Source organism: Streptomyces sp. Isolate_45 (genome assembly GCF_024721315.2).
Lineage (GTDB): Bacteria > Actinomycetota > Actinomycetes > Streptomycetales > Streptomycetaceae > Streptomyces.
Genome location: NZ_JANFAK020000025.1, coordinates 28,877 through 45,136, shown reverse-complemented (window position 1 = coordinate 45,136; position 16,260 = coordinate 28,877). Strand labels below are relative to the sequence as shown.

Sequence of the window (16,260 nt, the reverse complement as noted above, 5' to 3'; positions counted from 1 at the left end):
GGACACGTTCCGTGTTCACTCGTGGCCAGTTGGTCGCAAGTTTTCACTTTCGACAGTGCTACGCGCGTAGAGGCATCGGGGACGCGATACCGTCCAGCTCCCGCCCACCCGCCCGGCCGATCGACCGCCCTGTCCCCCCCTGCCTCCAGCTCCTTCCGCGCCAAGGAGAGTGCGTCATCAACGCGTCCAGCCCGCCCCCCGCCGTAGAACTGCACGGCATCACCAAGCGTTTCCCCGGCGTCGTCGCCAACAAAGACATCGCGATCACCGTTCGCAAGGGCACGGTCCATGCCCTGATCGGCGAGAACGGCGCCGGCAAGTCGACGCTGATGAAGATCCTCTACGGCATGCAGAAGCCGGACGAGGGAACCATCGCGATCGACGGGGAACAGGTCACCTTCTCCAGTCCCGGCGACGCCATCGCCCGGGGCATCGGCATGGTGCACCAGCACTTCATGCTCGCCGACAACCTCACCGTCCTGGAGAACGTGGTTCTCGGCGGCGAGAAGCTCTACGGCATCGGATCCAAGGCCCGCAAGAAGATCCTGGAGATCTCGAAGGCCTACGGTCTCGGCGTGCGCCCCGACGCCCTGGTCGAGGACCTCGGTGTCGCGGACCGGCAGCGCGTGGAGATCCTCAAGGTCCTCTACCGCGGCGCGCGGATCCTCATCCTCGACGAGCCGACCGCCGTGCTCGTGCCGCAGGAGGTGGACGCCCTCTTCGACAACCTGCGCGAGCTCAAGTCCGAAGGCCTGACGGTCATCTTCATCTCGCACAAGCTGGGCGAGGTCAAGAAGGTCGCCGACGACATCACCGTCATCCGGCGCGGCACCACGGTCGGCACCGCCGACCCGAAGACCGCCACCACCAAGCAGCTCGCCGAGCTGATGGTCGGCGCGGAACTGCCCTCGCCGGAGACCCGCGAGTCGACCGTGACGACCACCCCGATGCTGACGGTGTCGAACCTGACCGTCGCCGCCGGCGACGTCGTCACCGCCGAGCCGGAGACCATGGCGGGCGCGGACCCGGAGGACTCCTCCCTGCGCGAGCACGTCGCGGTGGGACGCCTCCTGCTGGACGACATCAGCTTCACCATCCACAAGGGCGAGATCCTCGGGATCGCCGGCGTCGAGGGCAACGGTCAGACCGAGCTCATCGAGTCGCTCATGGGCATGAGCGCCGCCGACTCCGGCGTGATCACGCTGGACGGCCGGGACATCACCAAGGAGACGGTGCGCAAGCGCCGCGTGGGCGGGATCGGCTACATCCCCGAGGACCGCCACCGGCACGGCCTGCTGCTGGAGTCCCCGCTGTGGGAGAACCGCATCCTGGGCCACGTCACCGAGGCGCCGAACTCGAAGAACGGCATCCTCGACCCGAAGGCCGCCCGCAAGGACACCGAGCGGATCGTGCGCGAGTACGACGTCCGCACCCCCGGCATCGACGTCACCGCGTCCTCGCTCTCCGGCGGCAACCAGCAGAAGCTGATCGTCGGCCGCGAGATGAGCCACAACCCGAAGTTCCTCATCGCCGCCCACCCCACCCGTGGCGTGGACGTCGGTGCGCAGGCGCAGATCTGGGACGCGATCCGCGAGGCCCGCCGCGAGGGCCTGGCCGTCCTGCTGATCTCCGCGGACCTGGACGAGCTGATCGGCCTGTCCGACACCCTGCGCGTGATCTACCGCGGCCGCCTGGTCGCGGACGCCGACCCCGCTACCGTCACCCCCGAAGAGCTCGGCACCGCCATGACGGGCGCCGCCTCCGGGCACCTGGAAGCCACCGACAACCACTCCGCCGCCGGTACCGACGCGGGTACCGCTGCACCGGAGGACGAGGCCCGATGAAGAAATTCGACAAGGACCGGCTGCTCCTCGGCTTCGCCGGGCCCGTGCTCGCCCTGGTGAGCGCCTTCCTGCTGACCGTGATCGTGCTGGCCGCGACGGGCATCGACCCGATCGAGCCGCTGCGCCTCATGGTGGAGAACGCCGGCTACGAGGACGTCCAGGTCCTGATCCTGAACCAGGCCGGTACGTACTACCTGGCAGCCCTGGCCGTGGCCATCGGCTTCCGGATGAACCTCTTCAACATCGGCGTCGACGGGCAGTACCGCCTCGCCGCGATGGTCTCCGCCGTGGTCGGCACCGCCGTCGCGCTGCCCGGTCCGCTGCACATCCTGCTGATCGTGGTCGTCGCCATGCTCACCGGTGCGTTCTGGGCCGGCATCGCGGGCGTGCTGAAGGCCAAGCGCGGCGTCAGCGAGGTCGTCTCGACGATCATGCTGAACGCCATCGCGACCAGCCTCATCGCCTGGCTGATCCTGCCGACGAACCTGGGCGTCCAGCCCGAGGGCTCCAACGACCTGACGACCGGCGACATCGCCCAGTCCGGCTGGTTCCCGGCCCTGACGATCGGCGACGGCCTGGAGGTCTACGGCTTCACGTTCGTGGCCTTCGCGCTCGGCATCGTCTACTGGTTCGTCCTCAACCGCACCCGCTTCGGCTTCGACCTGCGCGCCACCGGCGCCAGCGAGTCCGCCGCCCAGGCGTCCGGTGTCGACGCCAAGAAGATGATCATCACCTCGATGCTCATCTCGGGCGCGGTCGCGGGCCTGTCCGGCATGCCGCAGCTGCTGGGCGAGACCCACACGTACAACCTGTCCTTCCCGGTGGGCGTCGGCTTCACCGGCATCACCATCGCGCTGCTCGGCCGCAACAGCCCGGTCGGCATCCTCTTCGCCGCGTTCCTGATGGCCTTCATCGACAAGGCCTCGGCCTCGCTCGACACCGAGGGGTACGCGAAGGAGATCGGCACGATCATGAAGGGCCTGATCGTGATCGCGGTCGTGGTCTCGTACGAACTCGTCCGCCGCTACGGAATCCGCCGCCAGCAGCAGAAGGTCGGCGCGGAACTGGCCGCGGGCCACGCCATCAAGACCGACAAGGAGGTCGCGGCGTGAGCACCAGCACCGTTTCCGCGAAATCCGCCGCCCCGAAGAAGCCGGGCGGCCGCAAGAAGCTCACCCTCCCCTGGATCATGCTGATCATCGCGGGCGGGCTCGCGCTGGTCTCCCTGGTCCGCCTGATCAGCGGGGCCGACGACCTGACCTCGGTCGGCCAGGTCTCCGGCGCCCTCTCCCTCGCGGTCCCGATCGGCCTCGCCGGCCTCGGTGGCCTGTGGGCCGAGCGCGCGGGCGTCGTCAACATCGGCCTCGAAGGCATGATGATCCTCGGCACCTGGTTCGGTGCCTGGGCCGGCTACCAGTGGGGCCCGTGGACCGGCGTCCTCGTCGGCATCGCCGGCGGTGCCATCGGCGGCCTGCTGCACGCGATCATCACGGTCACCTTCAACGTGAACCACATCGTCTCCGGTGTGGCCATCAACATCCTCGCGCTGGGCTTCACCCAGTACCTGTCGAACTTCACGTTCGCCGAGGCGGAGGGCGGCTCCTCCAAGCAGTCGCCGCGCGTCGAGGAGATCTACAAGATCACGGTGCCGGGGCTGTCCGACTGGATGAAGGACCTCCAGGGCAAGCACTGGTTCTTCGTCTCCGACCTCGCCGGCGTCATCGGCGGCCTGGTCACCGAGCTGTCGCTGCTGACCGTCGTCGCCCTGCTGCTGATCCCCGGCACCTGGTGGGTGCTGTGGCGCACCACCTTCGGCCTGCGGCTGCGTTCCTGCGGTGAGAACCCCGTCGCCGCCGAGTCGCTCGGCGTCAACGTCTACAAGTACAAGTACATCGCCGTGATCGTCTCGGGCGGCCTCGCCGGACTCGGCGGCGCGTTCCTGTCGATCGTCGCCAGCCCCATCTACCAGGAGGGGCAGACCGGCGGCCGCGGCTACATCGGTCTCGCCGCGATGATCTTCGGTAACTGGATGCCGGGCGGCATGGCGCTGGGCGCGGGCCTCTTCGGCTTCACCGACAGCCTCAAGCTGCGCGGCGGCGCGGAGAACGTCCACGCCATGCTGCTGCTGGTCGCGATCCTGCTCACGCTCCTCCTCGCCTGGCAGCTGTACAAGAAGAAGTACGTCCAGGCCGGCATCTCGGGCGCCTTCGCCGTGCTGCTGTACCTCTGGTACGCCTTCACGGACTCCGTGCCCAGCCAGTTCGTGGACGCCGCCCCGTACCTGACGACGCTCTTCGTGCTCGTCCTGTCGGCGCAGCGCCTGCGCATGCCCAAGGCGGACGGCATGCCGTACCGCAAGGGTCAGGGCAAGTGACCCCGCCCCAGGCGGCGGACTGGGAAGCCCTGCGGACGTACGCCCGGGACGCGATGACCCGGGCGTACGCCCCCTACTCCGGCTTCCCGGTCGGCGTCGCGGCCCTGGTGGACGACGGCCGCGTCGTGACCGGCTGCAACGTCGAGAACGCCAGCTACGGCCTCGGCCTGTGCGCCGAGTGCGGTCTGGTCTCCTCCCTCCAGGCCACGGGCGGCGGCCGGCTCACGCACTTCACGTGCGTGGACGGCAAGGGCGAGATCCTCGTCCCGTGCGGGCGCTGCCGCCAGCTGCTGTTCGAGTTCGGCGGGCCGGAGCTGCTCGTCGAGACGCCGGACGGGATCCTGCCGCTGAGCGCGATGCTCCCGCAGGCCTTCGGGCCCGACCACCTGAGATAGCCGCGCCGACGGCCCTCCGCCCCCCGCCGGGGCGGAGGGCCGTCGGTTTCTCCTCCCCCACGTTCCACCCCTCATCTCTATGCGCGTAGAAGGAAGTCACCTCATGGACGTCATCTCCGTCATCCGGACCAAGCGGGACCGCGGTGAGCTGAGCCCCGAGCAGATCGACTGGGTCATCGACGCGTACACGCGCGGTGTCGTCGCCGACGAGCAGATGTCGGCGCTGGCGATGGCCATCCTGCTGAACGGCATGAACCGGGCCGAGATCGCCCGCTGGACCGCCGCGATGATCGCCTCCGGCGAGCGGATGAACTTCGACTCCCTCTCCCGCCCGACCGCCGACAAGCACTCCACCGGCGGCGTCGGCGACAAGATCACCCTCCCGCTCGCCCCGCTCGTCGCCGCCTGCGGCGCGGCCGTACCGCAGCTGTCGGGCCGCGGCCTCGGCCACACCGGCGGCACCCTCGACAAGCTGGAGTCCATCCCCGGCTGGCGCGCGCTGCTGTCCAACGAGGAGATGCTGAACGTCCTCGACACCACCGGCGCCGTCATCTGCGCGGCGGGCGACGGTCTGGCCCCCGCCGACAAGAAGCTCTACGCCCTGCGCGACGTCACCGGCACCGTCGAGGCCATCCCGCTGATCGCGTCCTCGATCATGTCGAAGAAGATCGCCGAGGGCACGGGCTCGCTCGTCCTCGACGTCAAGGTCGGCTCCGGCGCCTTCATGAAGAACATCGAGGACGCGCGCGAACTCGCCTCCACGATGGTCGCCCTCGGCACCGACAGCGGCGTCAAGACGATCGCCCTGCTCACGGACATGTCCACCCCGCTCGGCCTCACCGCCGGCAACGCCCTGGAGATCCGCGAGTCCGTCGAGGTCCTCGCCGGCGGCGGCCCCTCCGACGTCGTCGAGCTGACCCTGGCCCTGGCCCGCGAGATGCTCGAAGCCGCCGGGATCAAGGACGCCGACCCGGCCAAGGCCCTGGCCGACGGCTCCGCGATGGACGTGTGGCGCCGGATGATCTCCGCCCAGGGCGGCGACCCGGACGCGGCCCTGCCCGTCGCCCGCGAGCAGCACGTCGTCACCGCCTCCGCCTCGGGCGTCCTGACCCGCCTCGACGCGTACGCCGTCGGCGTCGGCGCCTGGCGCCTGGGCGCGGGCCGCGCCCGCAAGGAGGACCCGGTCCAGGCCGGCGCCGGCATCGAGCTGCACGCCAAGCCGGGCGACACGGTCACCGCGGGCCAGCCCCTGATGACCCTGCACACGGACACCCCGGAGAAGTTCGAGTACGCCCTCGCCTCCCTGGAGGGCTCCTACGACGTGGCCCCGGCCGGCACGGCCTTCTCCGCCACGCCGATCGTCCTGGACCGCATCGCCTGACCTGCGGCTTCCCTTTCGGGTGAACGGGATCGGTGGACGCTCACCGGTCCCGTTCGCCATGCTGGGATCGGTGCCAACAGCTTGAGGAGCACACCATGAGCGCACTCACCGTCCAGCAGGGGCCGACGAACGGCGACGGCTGGGACGACCTGATCCGTCTCTGGGAGGAGACGGACGGGCCGGAGGGCTGCAAGGTGGAGATCATCGAGGGGATCATCACCGTGGCACCATCGCCCGCCAATTCGCACAACGGGATCGCCGAGCGGATCCAACGGCGGCTCTATGCCGTCATCCCCGATGAATGGGGCATCTACCAGACCCTCGGCGTGGCCGTCCCCTCGCGCAGTGGCCTGTTCATCCCCGATCTGGTGGTCGCGCCGCGCGCCGTCACGGATGAGCCCGGCCACTTCGTCCCCGCCGCGTCCGCGGAATTCGTCGCCGAGGTCACCTCGAAGTCGAACGCGTCCCACGACCGCATCGCCAAGGCGGCGGCCTACGCCCACGCCGGCATCCCGCTCTACCTGCTCATCGACGGCTACGCCCCAGGCGGCCCGACCATCACCCTCTACGGCGAACCCAACGGCGGCGGCTACCGCGTTCTCCAGGCCGGCAAGTTCGGCGAGACCTTCCACCTCCCGGCCCCGTTCGACCTGAAGCTGGACACCTCCGCCTTCCCCACGCCGTGAGGTGAGCGCCCGCCGCCGATGAGTTCGGTCGGCCCCGGCAGTCACCCCTGCGTGGAGATCATGCGACTCGTCCTGCCCGGCCCCGGACCGGCCCCGCAGGACGTGGCGGGGTTGTGCGCCCGCCTGGAGCTGCTGTACGCGGCCGGCGCGGCCGCGGTGGTGTGCGACGCCGGGGCCGTCACCGCCCCGGGCCTGGGCGCCGTCGAGGCGCTGGCCCGGCTGCGGCTCACCGCCCGCGACCGGCCCTTCCGGGTCACCGGAGCGGGCCCGCCCCTGCGCGGTCTACTGAGCCTCGTCGGTCTCGTCGAGCTTCTCGGGGAGCCCGAAGAGCGGGAACCACCGGGCGGTGTCCAGGAAGGCGTTCAGCCCGACGATCCGCCCCTGTGAGACCTCCAGCACCTGGAGCGCCCACGGCGTGTGCCCCTTGCCCGAGGGGTCCGGCCGGTACTGGCCGAACGCCGGCATGCCGTTCGCCGTCGTCGGCACCAGCCGGGAGCCCTTGCAGCCGATGCCCTGGTTGAGGTGCCAAGCCGCGATGTCCGCGGGCCCCTGGAGCCACAGGTCGAACGGCGGCATCGACAGCACCGCGTCCTCGTGCAGCAGGGTGGTGAGCCGGGAGATGTCGTACGCCTCGAAGGCGGCCAGGTACTGCTCCAGCAGCTTCGCCTGGTCCGTGTCCAGTGGGTCCGCCGCCTCGGTCTCGCGGATCCGCTGATCGGCGAGCGTCGCCCGGGCCCGCTGGAGCGCGCTGTTCACCGAGGCCACCGTGCTGTCCAGGAGTTGGGCGACCTCATCGGCCTTCCAGGCCAGTACCTCGCGCAGGATCAGCACGGCCCGCTGCCTGGCCGGCAGGTGCTGGAGCGCCGCGACGAACGCCAGCCGGACGGACTCCTTGGCCAGCGCCATCTCCGCCGGGTCGGCGGTCTGCGGCAGCACCCGCCCGTCGGGCACCGGCTCCAGCCAGGTCACCTCGGGCCGCTCGCCGAGCACGGCGGAGGCCTGGTGCTGCGGGGCGGTGAGGTCCATCGGACGGGCCCGCTTGTTCCCGGCGCTCAGCAGGTCCAGGCAGACGTTCGTGGCGATCCGGTACAGCCACGAGCGCAGCGAGGAGCGGCCCTCGAACTTGTCGAAGCCGCGCCAGGCGCGGATGTACGTGTCCTGCACCGCGTCCTCGGCGTCGAAGGACGAGCCGAGCATCCGGTAGCAGTATCCGGTCAGTTCCACCCGGTAGCGGTCCATCGCGGCGTCGAGGTCCGCTTCCGGTGGTGTCGTCGCGAGGTCACTCATGGCTGCCGTCCCCAGAAGGATTCCGATGCTTCGGAACCTACCCGAGGGCACCGACAACGGCAGCCGCGAGCGACCGGGTCGATCAGGTTCCGGGCTTGCGCCCGTACACGAACACGTCCTCGCCGTTGCCCAGCATGCTCCAGTACGCCTTGGCGTCGGCGGTGGTCATGTTGACGCAGCCGCCCGACCCCGGCGGGTTCCACATGCTCTTGGGCGTCGAGTGGAAGGCGATCCCGCCGTCGAAGAACTGCGAGTACGGCATCGCGACGTTGTAGAGCGTCGACCAGTGGTTGATGCTGCGGTAGTAGATCTTCTTCAGGCCGGTCCGCGTCGGGGTTCCGGCCTTGCCCGTGCGCACGGGCACCGGCCCGTACTTCAGCGTCGCGCCGTCCTGGATCCAGGTCAGCTGCCGGGTCAGGTCGACGCACGCGATCCGGCCCAGGTTGGTCGGGCACTTCTTGTCGGCGTTCGGGTTCTTCCCGGCCGCCCGCTGCGCCAGCATCGTGTTCATCGTCTGCCAGGTCAGCGGTCCCGCGTACCCCGCGGTGGGGGTGATTCCGTGGGTGGCCTGGAAGGACCGGATGGCATCGCAGTCGGCCGCCGACTGAACGCCGTCCACCGGCCTGCCCAGGAACTGTTCCACCTGCCTCTGGTACGGCCCCGTGGTCACGTTGCAGGATGCGGCCTGGGCCGCCCCGCCTCCCGCGACCACCAGGGGCGCGGCCAGTGCCAACGCCCCGCCGAACACCACTGCTGCCCGTCTTTTCGCACGCGTGCGTATCGCGGCCATTCGCCCTCCCCATGTCCTGCACCGCATCTTGAGGCACGGATGCGCGCGAAGACAGGGGAAGTTGTGTAACGACCTGGGATTTCCCGGCACCGACCGCACCGGAACCCCTTTTGTCTCCTCCTGGCCCCTCCAGGACCCTCCCGCCTCAGCGGGCGGTCGCCGCCGACAGCGAGATCCGCCGCTCGACGCGGGCCGCGTGGGACCCGTAGAGGGTGATCGAGGCGACGCCCACCACCGCCAGTAGCGCGATGCCGACCGTGGCCGCCCACCCCGAGGCGTGGTACGCCAGCGCGCCCAGCGTGCCGCCCGCGCTGGATCCCAGGTAGTACGCGGACTGGTAGAGGGCGGAGGCCTGGGCCCGGCCCGTCCTCGCCGTGCGGCTGACCGCCGCGGAGGCCACCGCGTGGCCCGCGAAGAAGCCCGCCGTGATCAGCACCAGCCCGACCAGGATCGCGGGCAGCGAGTCCGCGAGGGACAGCAGCAGGCCCAGGGCCGTCGTCGTGACGGCCAGGTACAGCGCGCCGCGCCGCCCGGTGCGGGCCACCAGCTTCCCGGCGGCCGCCGAGGAGACCGTACCGACCAGGTAGACCAGGAACACCGAGCCGACGACGCCCTGCCCCAGCGAGAACGGCGCGTCCACCAGCCGGTAGCCGATCACCGTGTACACCGCGCCGAAGACGGTCATGAACAGCGCGCCGATCCCGTACAGCCGCAGCAGCAGCGGATCGCGCAGGTGACCGGCGACGGTACGTCCCACCGCGCGCGGGTTCAGCGAGGCCGGCCGGAAGAACCGGGCCCGGGGCAGCAGCACCAGGAAGGCCACCGCGCAGGCCAGCGCCATCAGGCCGACGCTCAACAGCCCGGCCCGCCAACCCCACAGCTGCGCCGCCCAACCGGTGACGATGCGACCGCTCATCCCGCCGATGGAGTTGCCCGCCACGAACAGGCCGATCGCGCCGACCAGCGCCTTCGGCCGGACCTCCTCCGCCAGGTACGCCATCGCGGACGCCGGGATGCCGGCGATCGCCGCACCCTGCACCGCGCGGAGCACCACCAGCCACTCCAGGTTCGGCGCGAACGGCACCAGCAGGCCGACGCCGACGGCGAGCACCATCGACCAGGTCATCATCCGGGTCCGTCCGAACCGCTCGGACAGCGCGCTGAGCGGCAGGACGAAGAGGGCGAGGGCGCCGGTGGCCGCGGACACCGTCCAGCTGGCCTGACCCGCCGTCACGCCGAACCCGGCGGAGATCGCGGGCAGCAGGGCCTGGGTGGAGTAGAGGAGGGCGAAGGTCGCCAGGCCCGCGGCGAAGAGCGCCAGGCTCATCCGGCGGTAACCGGGGCGGCCGGGGGAGAGGGGTCCGTCCGCGGTGTCGGGGGCGGGCGCGAGCGGGGACGACAGGGTGGAGGCACCCGAGGTGACGGGTGCCCCGGTATGAGCGGGAGGCATACGACGACCGTAGGCCCGCCTTTTTCATGCGTCCAATGCACAGATTCGCCATAATCGATCCACTCACGCATCACCACAGCTCAGAGCGGCGGATGTCAATGAACCGTTACGAAGAAGACATGGCCGTGACACGCCAGCTGGCCCCCCGGCTCGCCCATTTCGTGGCCGTCGCCCGGCACGAACACGTCACGCGTGCGGCGCACGAGCTGGGTGTTCCCCAGTCCACCCTGTCGCGGGCCATGGTCCGCCTCGAACAGGACCTGGGCGTCACGCTGTTCGCCCGCAAGGGCCGCACCGTCTCCCTCACCACGGCCGGTCGGACCTTCCTGGCCTCCGCCGAGCAGGCCCTCGAAGGGATCGCGCGCGCCGCCGAGTCCGTGCAGCAGGACGCCGACCCGGCCTTCGGCAAGGTCGCGTTCGGGTTCCTGCACACCCTGGGGCCGGAGACCGTGCCGGGTCTGATCCGCGCCTTCCGGTCCGACCACCCCCGCGTGCGGTTCTCCCTCGTGCAGAACTACGGCGAGGCCATGCTGGAGAAGCTTCGGGCCGGTGAACTCGACCTCTGCCTCACCTCACCGCTGCCCGACGCCCCCGACCTCATCGCCCGCCGGCTCGACGAGCAGCGGCTGCGCCTGGTCGTCCCGGACGACCACCGTCTCGCCGGGCGCAAGCGCATCCGGCTCGCCGAGGCCGCCGAGGAAACCTTCGTCACCCTCGAAGCGGGCTACGGCCTGCGCCGCATCACCGACGACCTGTGCGCGGAGGCCGGCTTCGCGCCCAAGGTCGCCTTCGAGGGCGAGGAGGCCGAAACCCTGCGCGGCCTCGTCGCGGCCGGCCTGGGCGTGGCCCTGCTGCCCCCGCCCGCGGTGCCCCGACCGGGGGTGGTCGAGCTGACGGTCACGGCCCCGCGCGCGGTGCGCGAGATCGGTGTCGCCTGGCTCGACGGACACCCGGACACCCCGCCGGTCGCGGAGTTCAAGCGCTTCCTGCTGTCCCGGCGCGGTCGCCTGATCGCGGAGTTGGAGCCCCCGGCCTGACCGGCCTGACCGGCCCGACGGCCCTCCCCGGCCGCGCCCCGACCGAGCCCCGGCGCCGGCGGCCCCGACCGCGCCCGGGCTCCCGACCGCGCCTACCGGGGCGGCGTCACGGCCGGGGACAACAAGTACCCGGCCTGGAAGCGCGACTTGGCGCCCACCGCCCGCATGATCTCCGCGATGTGCCGCTGGCAGGTCCGCTCGGACATGCCGAGGCGCCGCGCGATCACCTTGTCCTCCAGGCCCTCCGACAGCAGCCGCACGATCGTCTGCCGCAGCTCGTCCGAGATCGACCGGGCCGCGTCCGGGCCCACCGTCGTCGGGAACGGCTCGGCCCCCAACCAGGACCGCTCGAAGGCCGCCGTCATGAAGTGCACGACGTTCGGCTCGCGCACCACCAGCGCCGCCCCGGTCCGGTCCGGCACCGCCATCAACCCCGTGTGCTGGTCGAAGATCAGCATCCGCATCAGCCCGTCGCCGAGCGTGCGCACCTGCGCCCCCAGCGCCGTCACCCGCTCGACGTACGCCGCGGTCGGCCGCGAGTACCGGGCCGTGTGCTGGTAGATCGTCCGCATCCGCACCCCGCGCGTCAGCAGCGACTCGTCCCGCCCGACCGCGTCCTCCAACGTCTCCAGCGGCCGGCCCCCGCCCGGCTGCGAGGTCAGCAGCTCCCGTTCGCACCCCGCCGCCAGCTCGGTGATCAGCCCACGCACCGCGCCCAGGTCCGTCACCAGCTCCAGGTGCCCCGAACCGCTCAGCTCCCGGAACGCCGCCCCCGCCTCGTACGCCGGCACCAGCGCCTCCAGCCGCCCGCGCAGCCGGTCCATCTCGTCGTGGGTCTCCCGCACGAGCAGGGCCAGCGGGGCGAGCACCCGCGCGGCCGCCGCCCGGGGCGCCACCGCGCTCCACCGCTCCGGCCCGTCGCCCGGGGCCCGCTGGAGCAGCTGCGCCGCGGCCAGCTCGGTGATCGCCGCGCCCGCCCGGGCACCCAGCGCCGCCGTGGCCTCCGCCGCCGTGAAGGCGTGCCGCTCCACGGCGTACGCGTACAGGCGCCGCGCGGCGGGAGTCAGCTCGCCCATGTGGTCCCGGTGGTCCCCGCGGCCCCCTCGGCCCCCGTGGAGGCCCTCGGTCCCGTTCACCCCATCGACTCCGTCGGCATCGGCTGGCATATGCGTATTCGTCCCTGCATGTGACCGTTTATAAACCCCTCGTGTTCCCGCAAGGCGGCAACTCGACGCGTGCGCGGCCGCTCCCGGCATATGCCGAACCGGCACAGTGGGGGCACGGCGTGACGGGGGGAGCGCGGTATGCGGCAAGGACCGACCGGCCAACGGCACCAACCCGTGGCAGTCCTGCTGAGCCCGCGCCCCGCCGAGGTTGCCGCCGCCCGCCGAGCGGGCGCGCGCACCGTGGTGGTCGCGCCGGATCCATCGGTGCCATCCGACCGTGAGGGGGCGGAGCGGCGGGTACGGACGGACTGGCGCGACCACCCCCGCCTCGTCGAGGACGTCGGCCGACTGGCGGAGGTCCGGGGCGGTCGGGCCCGCGTCTTCGGCTTCGGCCCCGCCGCGACGCTGGCCGCGGCCCGCGCCAACGAGGCCCTCGGCCTGCCGGGCACCCCCACCACCGCCGTCACCGCCCTCATGGACAAGGCCGCCCTCCGCGCCCGCTCCAACACCCTGCACCCCGCCCGGCCGGTCTCCTTCGCCCGCTGCGGCCGCGCCGCGCTGCTCCCCTTCCTGACCACCCTCATCGGATACCCCTGCGTCATCAAGCCCCGAGCGGGCGCCGAAGGAGAAGGGGTACGGCTCGTCGGCGACGCGGCCGCGGCGGAGGCCGCCGCCCCGCAGTACCCGGAGATCACCGACCTGCTGGTCGAGGAGTACCTGGAAGGCCCCGAGCTGGCGGTTGAAGCCCTCTCCCGCGAGGGCCGCCACCGGATCCTCGGCTGGACCCGACGCCTGCCCGGCCCCGGCCTCACCGCGGCGGGCCACGACCTGCCCGTCGCCCTCGACCCGGCCACCGCCGGGGCCGTACGGAACCTCGTGCGCGGAGTCCTGGACCTCACCGGCCACCACGACGGCCCCTCCCACACCGAGGTCGTCCTCACGCCCCGCGGCCCCCGCCTGGTCGAGGCCCACGCCCGGCCCGGAGCCGAGGAACTGACGCAGCTGCTGCGCCTCGCGCACGGCACCGACGTGCTCGCCCTCGCGTTCGCGGCGGGGCTGGGCCTCCCGGAGCCGGTGCGCCGCCCCCGCGCCGCCCACGCGGGCCTGCGGTACGTGGACTTCCCGCCCGGTCGGAGGCTGGCCGAGGCGGGCCCCCGCCTGGCGGCGGCCCGCGCCGTCCCCGGCGTGGTCCGGGCGCGGCTGACGGTGCCGCCGGACACGGTCGTCCGGGCGGCCCCGACGGGTGGCCACCACCACGCCCAACTCCTGGCCACCGCCGCGACGGCCGCGTTATTGAGGAGCACCCTCGACGACGCCGCGGACCTGCTCGCGCGGGACCCGCGGGACCCGGCGCCGGGGCGGCCCTGCCGGCCGCCGCGTCAGCCCGACCGCGGCTTCGCGTAGTCCCCGAACCCCGTCCAGTCCAGGACCACGCACGCTTCGTCGCCCACGACCCAGGCGTCGTGTCCCGGCGCGACCTCCATGAAGTCACCGGCGCCGTACTCGGTGCTCTCGCCGTCGTCCATCACGATCTTCATCCGGCCGCTCACCATGTACCCCGTGTGCGCCGCCGTGCAGCGGTCCGTGCCGACCAGCGGGCCGACGTGTTCCGTCCAGTGCCATCCCGGCTCGAACACCGCGCGGCCCACCGGCCCGCCGTTCGTCATCAGCAGGTCCAGCCGGCCCGTGCCGTCCTGGAACGGCCGGGTCTCGTCGGCGCTGTCGAAGTTCCTGCGCACCAGTCCGGCCATGACGCGTCGCCGCCTCCCGGTGAGGAGTGCCCCGAGTCCACTCCTCACCCTACGCGCCCGCAACCGCCCGTGGGCGGGCGTGGTCAGCCCCGCAGGGACCGGCCGAAGCCCGAGGCCAGCGGCATTCGAAGGCCCAGCGGCGGCGGCGCCGCGAGGGCGTCCGTGACCGGCCGCGAGTACCGCCCCGACACCATGGCCCCCATCACGAAGTCCACCCCGAGGGCGACCACTTCGGCCTGGTGCTCGCGCAGCCCGTGCCCGTCGGAGTGCACCTCGAACCGGCAGGTGGAACGGTTCGCCTTCTTCGCCCGGACCGCCAGCAGGAAGGAGGACTCCGGGTCGCTGCGCGCGTCGTTCGTGCCGTGCACGATCAGGACCTGGCGCCCCGCGAGGTGCTTCACCGGTTCGGGGGAGTCCTCCCCGCCCGCGTCCCCGAGACATGGGGCCAGTGCCAGGACGGTGTTGACGGCGCCGTGGCCGCCCGCGCGCAGCGCCGCCCGGCCGCCCGCCCCGTACCCGGCCAGGCACACGGGAACGTCCCCGTACCTCCTCAGGGCCTCGTCCGCCGCCCAGCCGGCGGCCTCCTCCCGCGGCCCCGAGCCGTGCTGGACGGTGTGCGCGACCAGGCCGTCCGTCCCGCCCGCCCGGGCCAGCGCCCGCGCGAGCGGGCGCAGCGGGCCGGGGGAGAATCTGGACGCCCCGGGGAGCAGGAGCACCACACCACTGACCGTCGAAACCGAACCGTTCGCTCCGGCGGGCCGCCCCAGGCGGACCCCGCGCGCCGGCGGCGCATGCTGTGCCATGGCGGAACAGTCTCAGACCGCCAGGTGTACGCCACCCGTCCGGACGGTCACTGTTACATATCGGCGACCGTTGCCGGGGCTACGCTCTACGCGCGTAGGAGCTAGAGTGCCCAGATGACGAGCGAGACCCCCACCCTGCCCACGCCGGACCAGATCCGCCGCTCCCCGAAGGTGCTCCTGCACGACCACCTCGACGGTGGGCTGCGCCCCGGGACCATCATCGAGCTGGCCCGCGAGGTCGGCTACGAGAACCTCCCCGAGACCGAAGCCGACAAGCTCGGCATCTGGTTCCGCGAAGCCGCCGACTCCGGCTCCCTCCCGCGCTACCTGGAGACGTTCGCGCACACCTGCGCCGTCATGCAGACGAAGGAGGCGCTCTTCCGGGTCGCCGCCGAGTGCGCCGAGGACCTGGCCGAGGACGGCGTCGTGTACGCCGAGGTCCGGTACGCCCCCGAGCAGCACCTGGAAGCCGGCCTGACCCTCGAAGAGGTCGTCGAGGCGGTGAACGACGGCTTCCGCGAGGGCGAGCGCCGCGCCAAGGCCAACGGCCACCGCATCCGCGTCGGCGCCCTGCTGACCGCGATGCGCCACGCGGCGCGCGCGCTGGAGATCGCCGAGCTGGCGAACCGCTACCGGGACAACGGCGTCGTCGGCTTCGACATCGCCGGCGCCGAGGCCGGGTTCCCTCCCACCCGCCACCTCGACGCCTTCGAGTACCTCAAGCGCGAGAACAACCACTTCACGATCCACGCGGGCGAGGCCTTCGGCCTGCCGTCGATCTGGCAGGCCCTGCAGTGGTGCGGCGCCGACCGGCTCGGCCACGGCGTGAAGATCATCGACGACATCGAGGTCGCCGAGGACGGTTCGGTCACGCTGGGCCGCCTGGCCTCGTACGTCCGGGACAAGCGCATCCCCCTGGAGATGTGCCCGACCTCGAACCTCCAGACGGCCGCGGCCGCCTCGTACGCCGAGCACCCGATCGGTCTGCTGCGGAAGCTGCACTTCAGGCTCACCGTGAACACCGACAACCGGCTGATGAGCGGTACCAGCATGAGCCGCGAGTTCGAGCACCTGGTCGACACCTTCGGCTACTCGCTCGACGACATGCAGTGGTTCACCGTCAATGCGATGAAGTCCGCGTTCATTCCTTTCGATGAACGACTGGCCATGATCAACGACGTCATCAAGCCCGGTTACGCCGAGCTGAAGTCGGAATGGCTGTTCCGTCAGACGGTCTCGACCAGCGGTTCCGTCTCGGCCTAGGCCACGGCATGACGTACTGAAAGCGCCCGGGAG

At 71.8% G+C, this 16,260-nt stretch carries 16 protein-coding genes; 10 read left to right on the top strand and 6 right to left on the bottom strand.

Annotated features, from left to right (window positions below):
* Window positions 1-209 precede the first annotated feature (209 nt).
* The 7 genes from NOD94_RS11215 to NOD94_RS11185 all read left to right on the top strand — a co-directional run bounded on the left by NOD94_RS11215 (window position 210) and on the right by NOD94_RS11185 (window position 7,067).
* Window positions 210-1,844 (top strand): ABC transporter ATP-binding protein, encoded by a 1,635-nt coding sequence (locus tag NOD94_RS11215; RefSeq protein WP_281205699.1) that lies wholly within the window; start codon window positions 210-212, stop codon window positions 1,842-1,844.
* Window positions 1,841-2,956, top strand: coding sequence for an ABC transporter permease (locus NOD94_RS11210; RefSeq protein ID WP_281205671.1), 1,116 nt, complete (start codon window positions 1,841-1,843; stop codon window positions 2,954-2,956). The genes NOD94_RS11215 and NOD94_RS11210 overlap by 4 nt, the downstream gene beginning before the upstream one ends.
* Window positions 2,953-4,218, top strand: coding sequence for an ABC transporter permease (locus tag NOD94_RS11205; RefSeq protein ID WP_281205670.1), 1,266 nt, complete (start codon window positions 2,953-2,955; stop codon window positions 4,216-4,218). Before NOD94_RS11210 ends, NOD94_RS11205 begins: the two co-directional genes overlap by 4 nt.
* On the top strand, window positions 4,215-4,613 hold the full coding sequence (locus NOD94_RS11200; RefSeq protein WP_281205669.1) for a cytidine deaminase: 399 nt from the start codon (window positions 4,215-4,217) through the stop codon (window positions 4,611-4,613). Before NOD94_RS11205 ends, NOD94_RS11200 begins: the two co-directional genes overlap by 4 nt.
* 103 nt (window positions 4,614-4,716) lie before the next feature.
* Window positions 4,717-5,994 (top strand): thymidine phosphorylase, encoded by a 1,278-nt coding sequence (locus NOD94_RS11195; RefSeq protein WP_281205668.1) that lies wholly within the window; start codon window positions 4,717-4,719, stop codon window positions 5,992-5,994.
* A 95-nt stretch (window positions 5,995-6,089) separates the two neighbouring features.
* Window positions 6,090-6,680 (top strand): Uma2 family endonuclease, encoded by a 591-nt coding sequence (locus NOD94_RS11190; protein WP_281205667.1) that lies wholly within the window; start codon window positions 6,090-6,092, stop codon window positions 6,678-6,680.
* An 18-nt stretch (window positions 6,681-6,698) separates the two neighbouring features.
* Window positions 6,699-7,067 carry an STAS domain-containing protein gene (locus NOD94_RS11185; RefSeq protein WP_281205666.1) on the top strand — a complete coding sequence of 123 codons (369 nt, stop codon included), beginning with the start codon at window positions 6,699-6,701 and terminating at the stop codon, window positions 7,065-7,067.
* Here the strand turns inward: NOD94_RS11185 and NOD94_RS11180 are convergent.
* The 3 genes from NOD94_RS11180 to NOD94_RS11170 all read right to left on the bottom strand — a co-directional run bounded on the left by NOD94_RS11180 (window position 6,963) and on the right by NOD94_RS11170 (window position 10,207).
* Window positions 6,963-7,967, bottom strand: a complete 1,005-nt coding sequence (locus tag NOD94_RS11180) for a sigma-70 family RNA polymerase sigma factor (RefSeq protein ID WP_281205665.1) — start codon at window positions 7,965-7,967, stop codon at window positions 6,963-6,965. The two genes, NOD94_RS11185 and NOD94_RS11180, sit on opposite strands and share 105 nt — an antisense overlap.
* Window positions 7,968-8,049: 82 nt before the next feature.
* The gene (locus tag NOD94_RS11175; protein WP_281205664.1) at window positions 8,050-8,757 is read right to left on the bottom strand and encodes a L,D-transpeptidase family protein; all 708 of its coding nucleotides are present in this window, start codon (window positions 8,755-8,757) and stop codon (window positions 8,050-8,052) included.
* Window positions 8,758-8,902: 145 nt separating this feature from the next.
* On the bottom strand, window positions 8,903-10,207 hold the full coding sequence (locus tag NOD94_RS11170) for an MFS transporter (RefSeq protein ID WP_281205663.1): 1,305 nt from the start codon (window positions 10,205-10,207) through the stop codon (window positions 8,903-8,905).
* 98 nt (window positions 10,208-10,305) lie between these two features.
* Here NOD94_RS11170 and NOD94_RS11165 point away from each other — a divergent pair, with 98 nt between their 5' ends.
* On the top strand, window positions 10,306-11,244 hold the full coding sequence (locus tag NOD94_RS11165; RefSeq protein WP_281205662.1) for a LysR family transcriptional regulator: 939 nt from the start codon (window positions 10,306-10,308) through the stop codon (window positions 11,242-11,244).
* Between the two features lie 92 nt (window positions 11,245-11,336).
* On the opposite strand, the gene NOD94_RS11160 is transcribed toward NOD94_RS11165, so the two are convergent.
* On the bottom strand, window positions 11,337-12,320 hold the full coding sequence (locus NOD94_RS11160; protein WP_281205661.1) for a helix-turn-helix transcriptional regulator: 984 nt from the start codon (window positions 12,318-12,320) through the stop codon (window positions 11,337-11,339).
* A gap of 354 nt (window positions 12,321-12,674) precedes the next feature.
* Between NOD94_RS11160 and NOD94_RS11155 the strand changes: the two genes are divergently transcribed.
* The gene (locus NOD94_RS11155) at window positions 12,675-13,814 is read left to right on the top strand and encodes an ATP-grasp domain-containing protein (protein ID WP_281205660.1); all 1,140 of its coding nucleotides are present in this window, start codon (window positions 12,675-12,677) and stop codon (window positions 13,812-13,814) included.
* Here the strand turns inward: NOD94_RS11155 and NOD94_RS11150 are convergent.
* The gene (locus tag NOD94_RS11150) at window positions 13,790-14,161 is read right to left on the bottom strand and encodes a cupin domain-containing protein (RefSeq protein WP_281205659.1); all 372 of its coding nucleotides are present in this window, start codon (window positions 14,159-14,161) and stop codon (window positions 13,790-13,792) included. The genes NOD94_RS11155 and NOD94_RS11150 overlap by 25 nt on opposite strands.
* A gap of 83 nt (window positions 14,162-14,244) precedes the next feature.
* On the bottom strand, window positions 14,245-14,964 hold the full coding sequence (locus NOD94_RS11145) for an alpha/beta hydrolase (RefSeq protein WP_281205658.1): 720 nt from the start codon (window positions 14,962-14,964) through the stop codon (window positions 14,245-14,247).
* 114 nt (window positions 14,965-15,078) lie between these two features.
* On the opposite strand from NOD94_RS11145, the gene NOD94_RS11140 reads away from it, so the two are divergent.
* On the top strand, window positions 15,079-16,227 hold the full coding sequence (locus tag NOD94_RS11140) for an adenosine deaminase (protein ID WP_281205657.1): 1,149 nt from the start codon (window positions 15,079-15,081) through the stop codon (window positions 16,225-16,227).
* Window positions 16,228-16,260: the final 33 nt, after the last annotated feature.

Bases quoted from the DNA above. Each gene is read 5' to 3' on its own strand.
- NOD94_RS11210 (WP_281205671.1), top strand. From the start codon at position 1,841: ATGAAGAAATTCGACAAGGACCGGCTGCTCCTCGGCTTCGCCGGGCCC.
- NOD94_RS11195 (WP_281205668.1), top strand. From the start codon at position 4,717: ATGGACGTCATCTCCGTCATCCGGACCAAGCGGGACCGCGGTGAGCTG.
- NOD94_RS11190 (WP_281205667.1), top strand. From the start codon at position 6,090: ATGAGCGCACTCACCGTCCAGCAGGGGCCGACGAACGGCGACGGCTGG.
- NOD94_RS11185 (WP_281205666.1), top strand. From the start codon at position 6,699: ATGAGTTCGGTCGGCCCCGGCAGTCACCCCTGCGTGGAGATCATGCGA.
- NOD94_RS11180 (WP_281205665.1), bottom strand. From the start codon at position 7,967: ATGAGTGACCTCGCGACGACACCACCGGAAGCGGACCTCGACGCCGCG.
- NOD94_RS11175 (WP_281205664.1), bottom strand. From the start codon at position 8,757: ATGGCCGCGATACGCACGCGTGCGAAAAGACGGGCAGCAGTGGTGTTC.
- NOD94_RS11170 (WP_281205663.1), bottom strand. From the start codon at position 10,207: ATGCCTCCCGCTCATACCGGGGCACCCGTCACCTCGGGTGCCTCCACC.
- NOD94_RS11165 (WP_281205662.1), top strand. From the start codon at position 10,306: ATGAACCGTTACGAAGAAGACATGGCCGTGACACGCCAGCTGGCCCCC.
- NOD94_RS11160 (WP_281205661.1), bottom strand. From the start codon at position 12,320: ATGGGCGAGCTGACTCCCGCCGCGCGGCGCCTGTACGCGTACGCCGTG.
- NOD94_RS11150 (WP_281205659.1), bottom strand. From the start codon at position 14,161: ATGGCCGGACTGGTGCGCAGGAACTTCGACAGCGCCGACGAGACCCGG.
- NOD94_RS11145 (WP_281205658.1), bottom strand. From the start codon at position 14,964: ATGGCACAGCATGCGCCGCCGGCGCGCGGGGTCCGCCTGGGGCGGCCC.
- NOD94_RS11140 (WP_281205657.1), top strand. From the start codon at position 15,079: ATGACGAGCGAGACCCCCACCCTGCCCACGCCGGACCAGATCCGCCGC.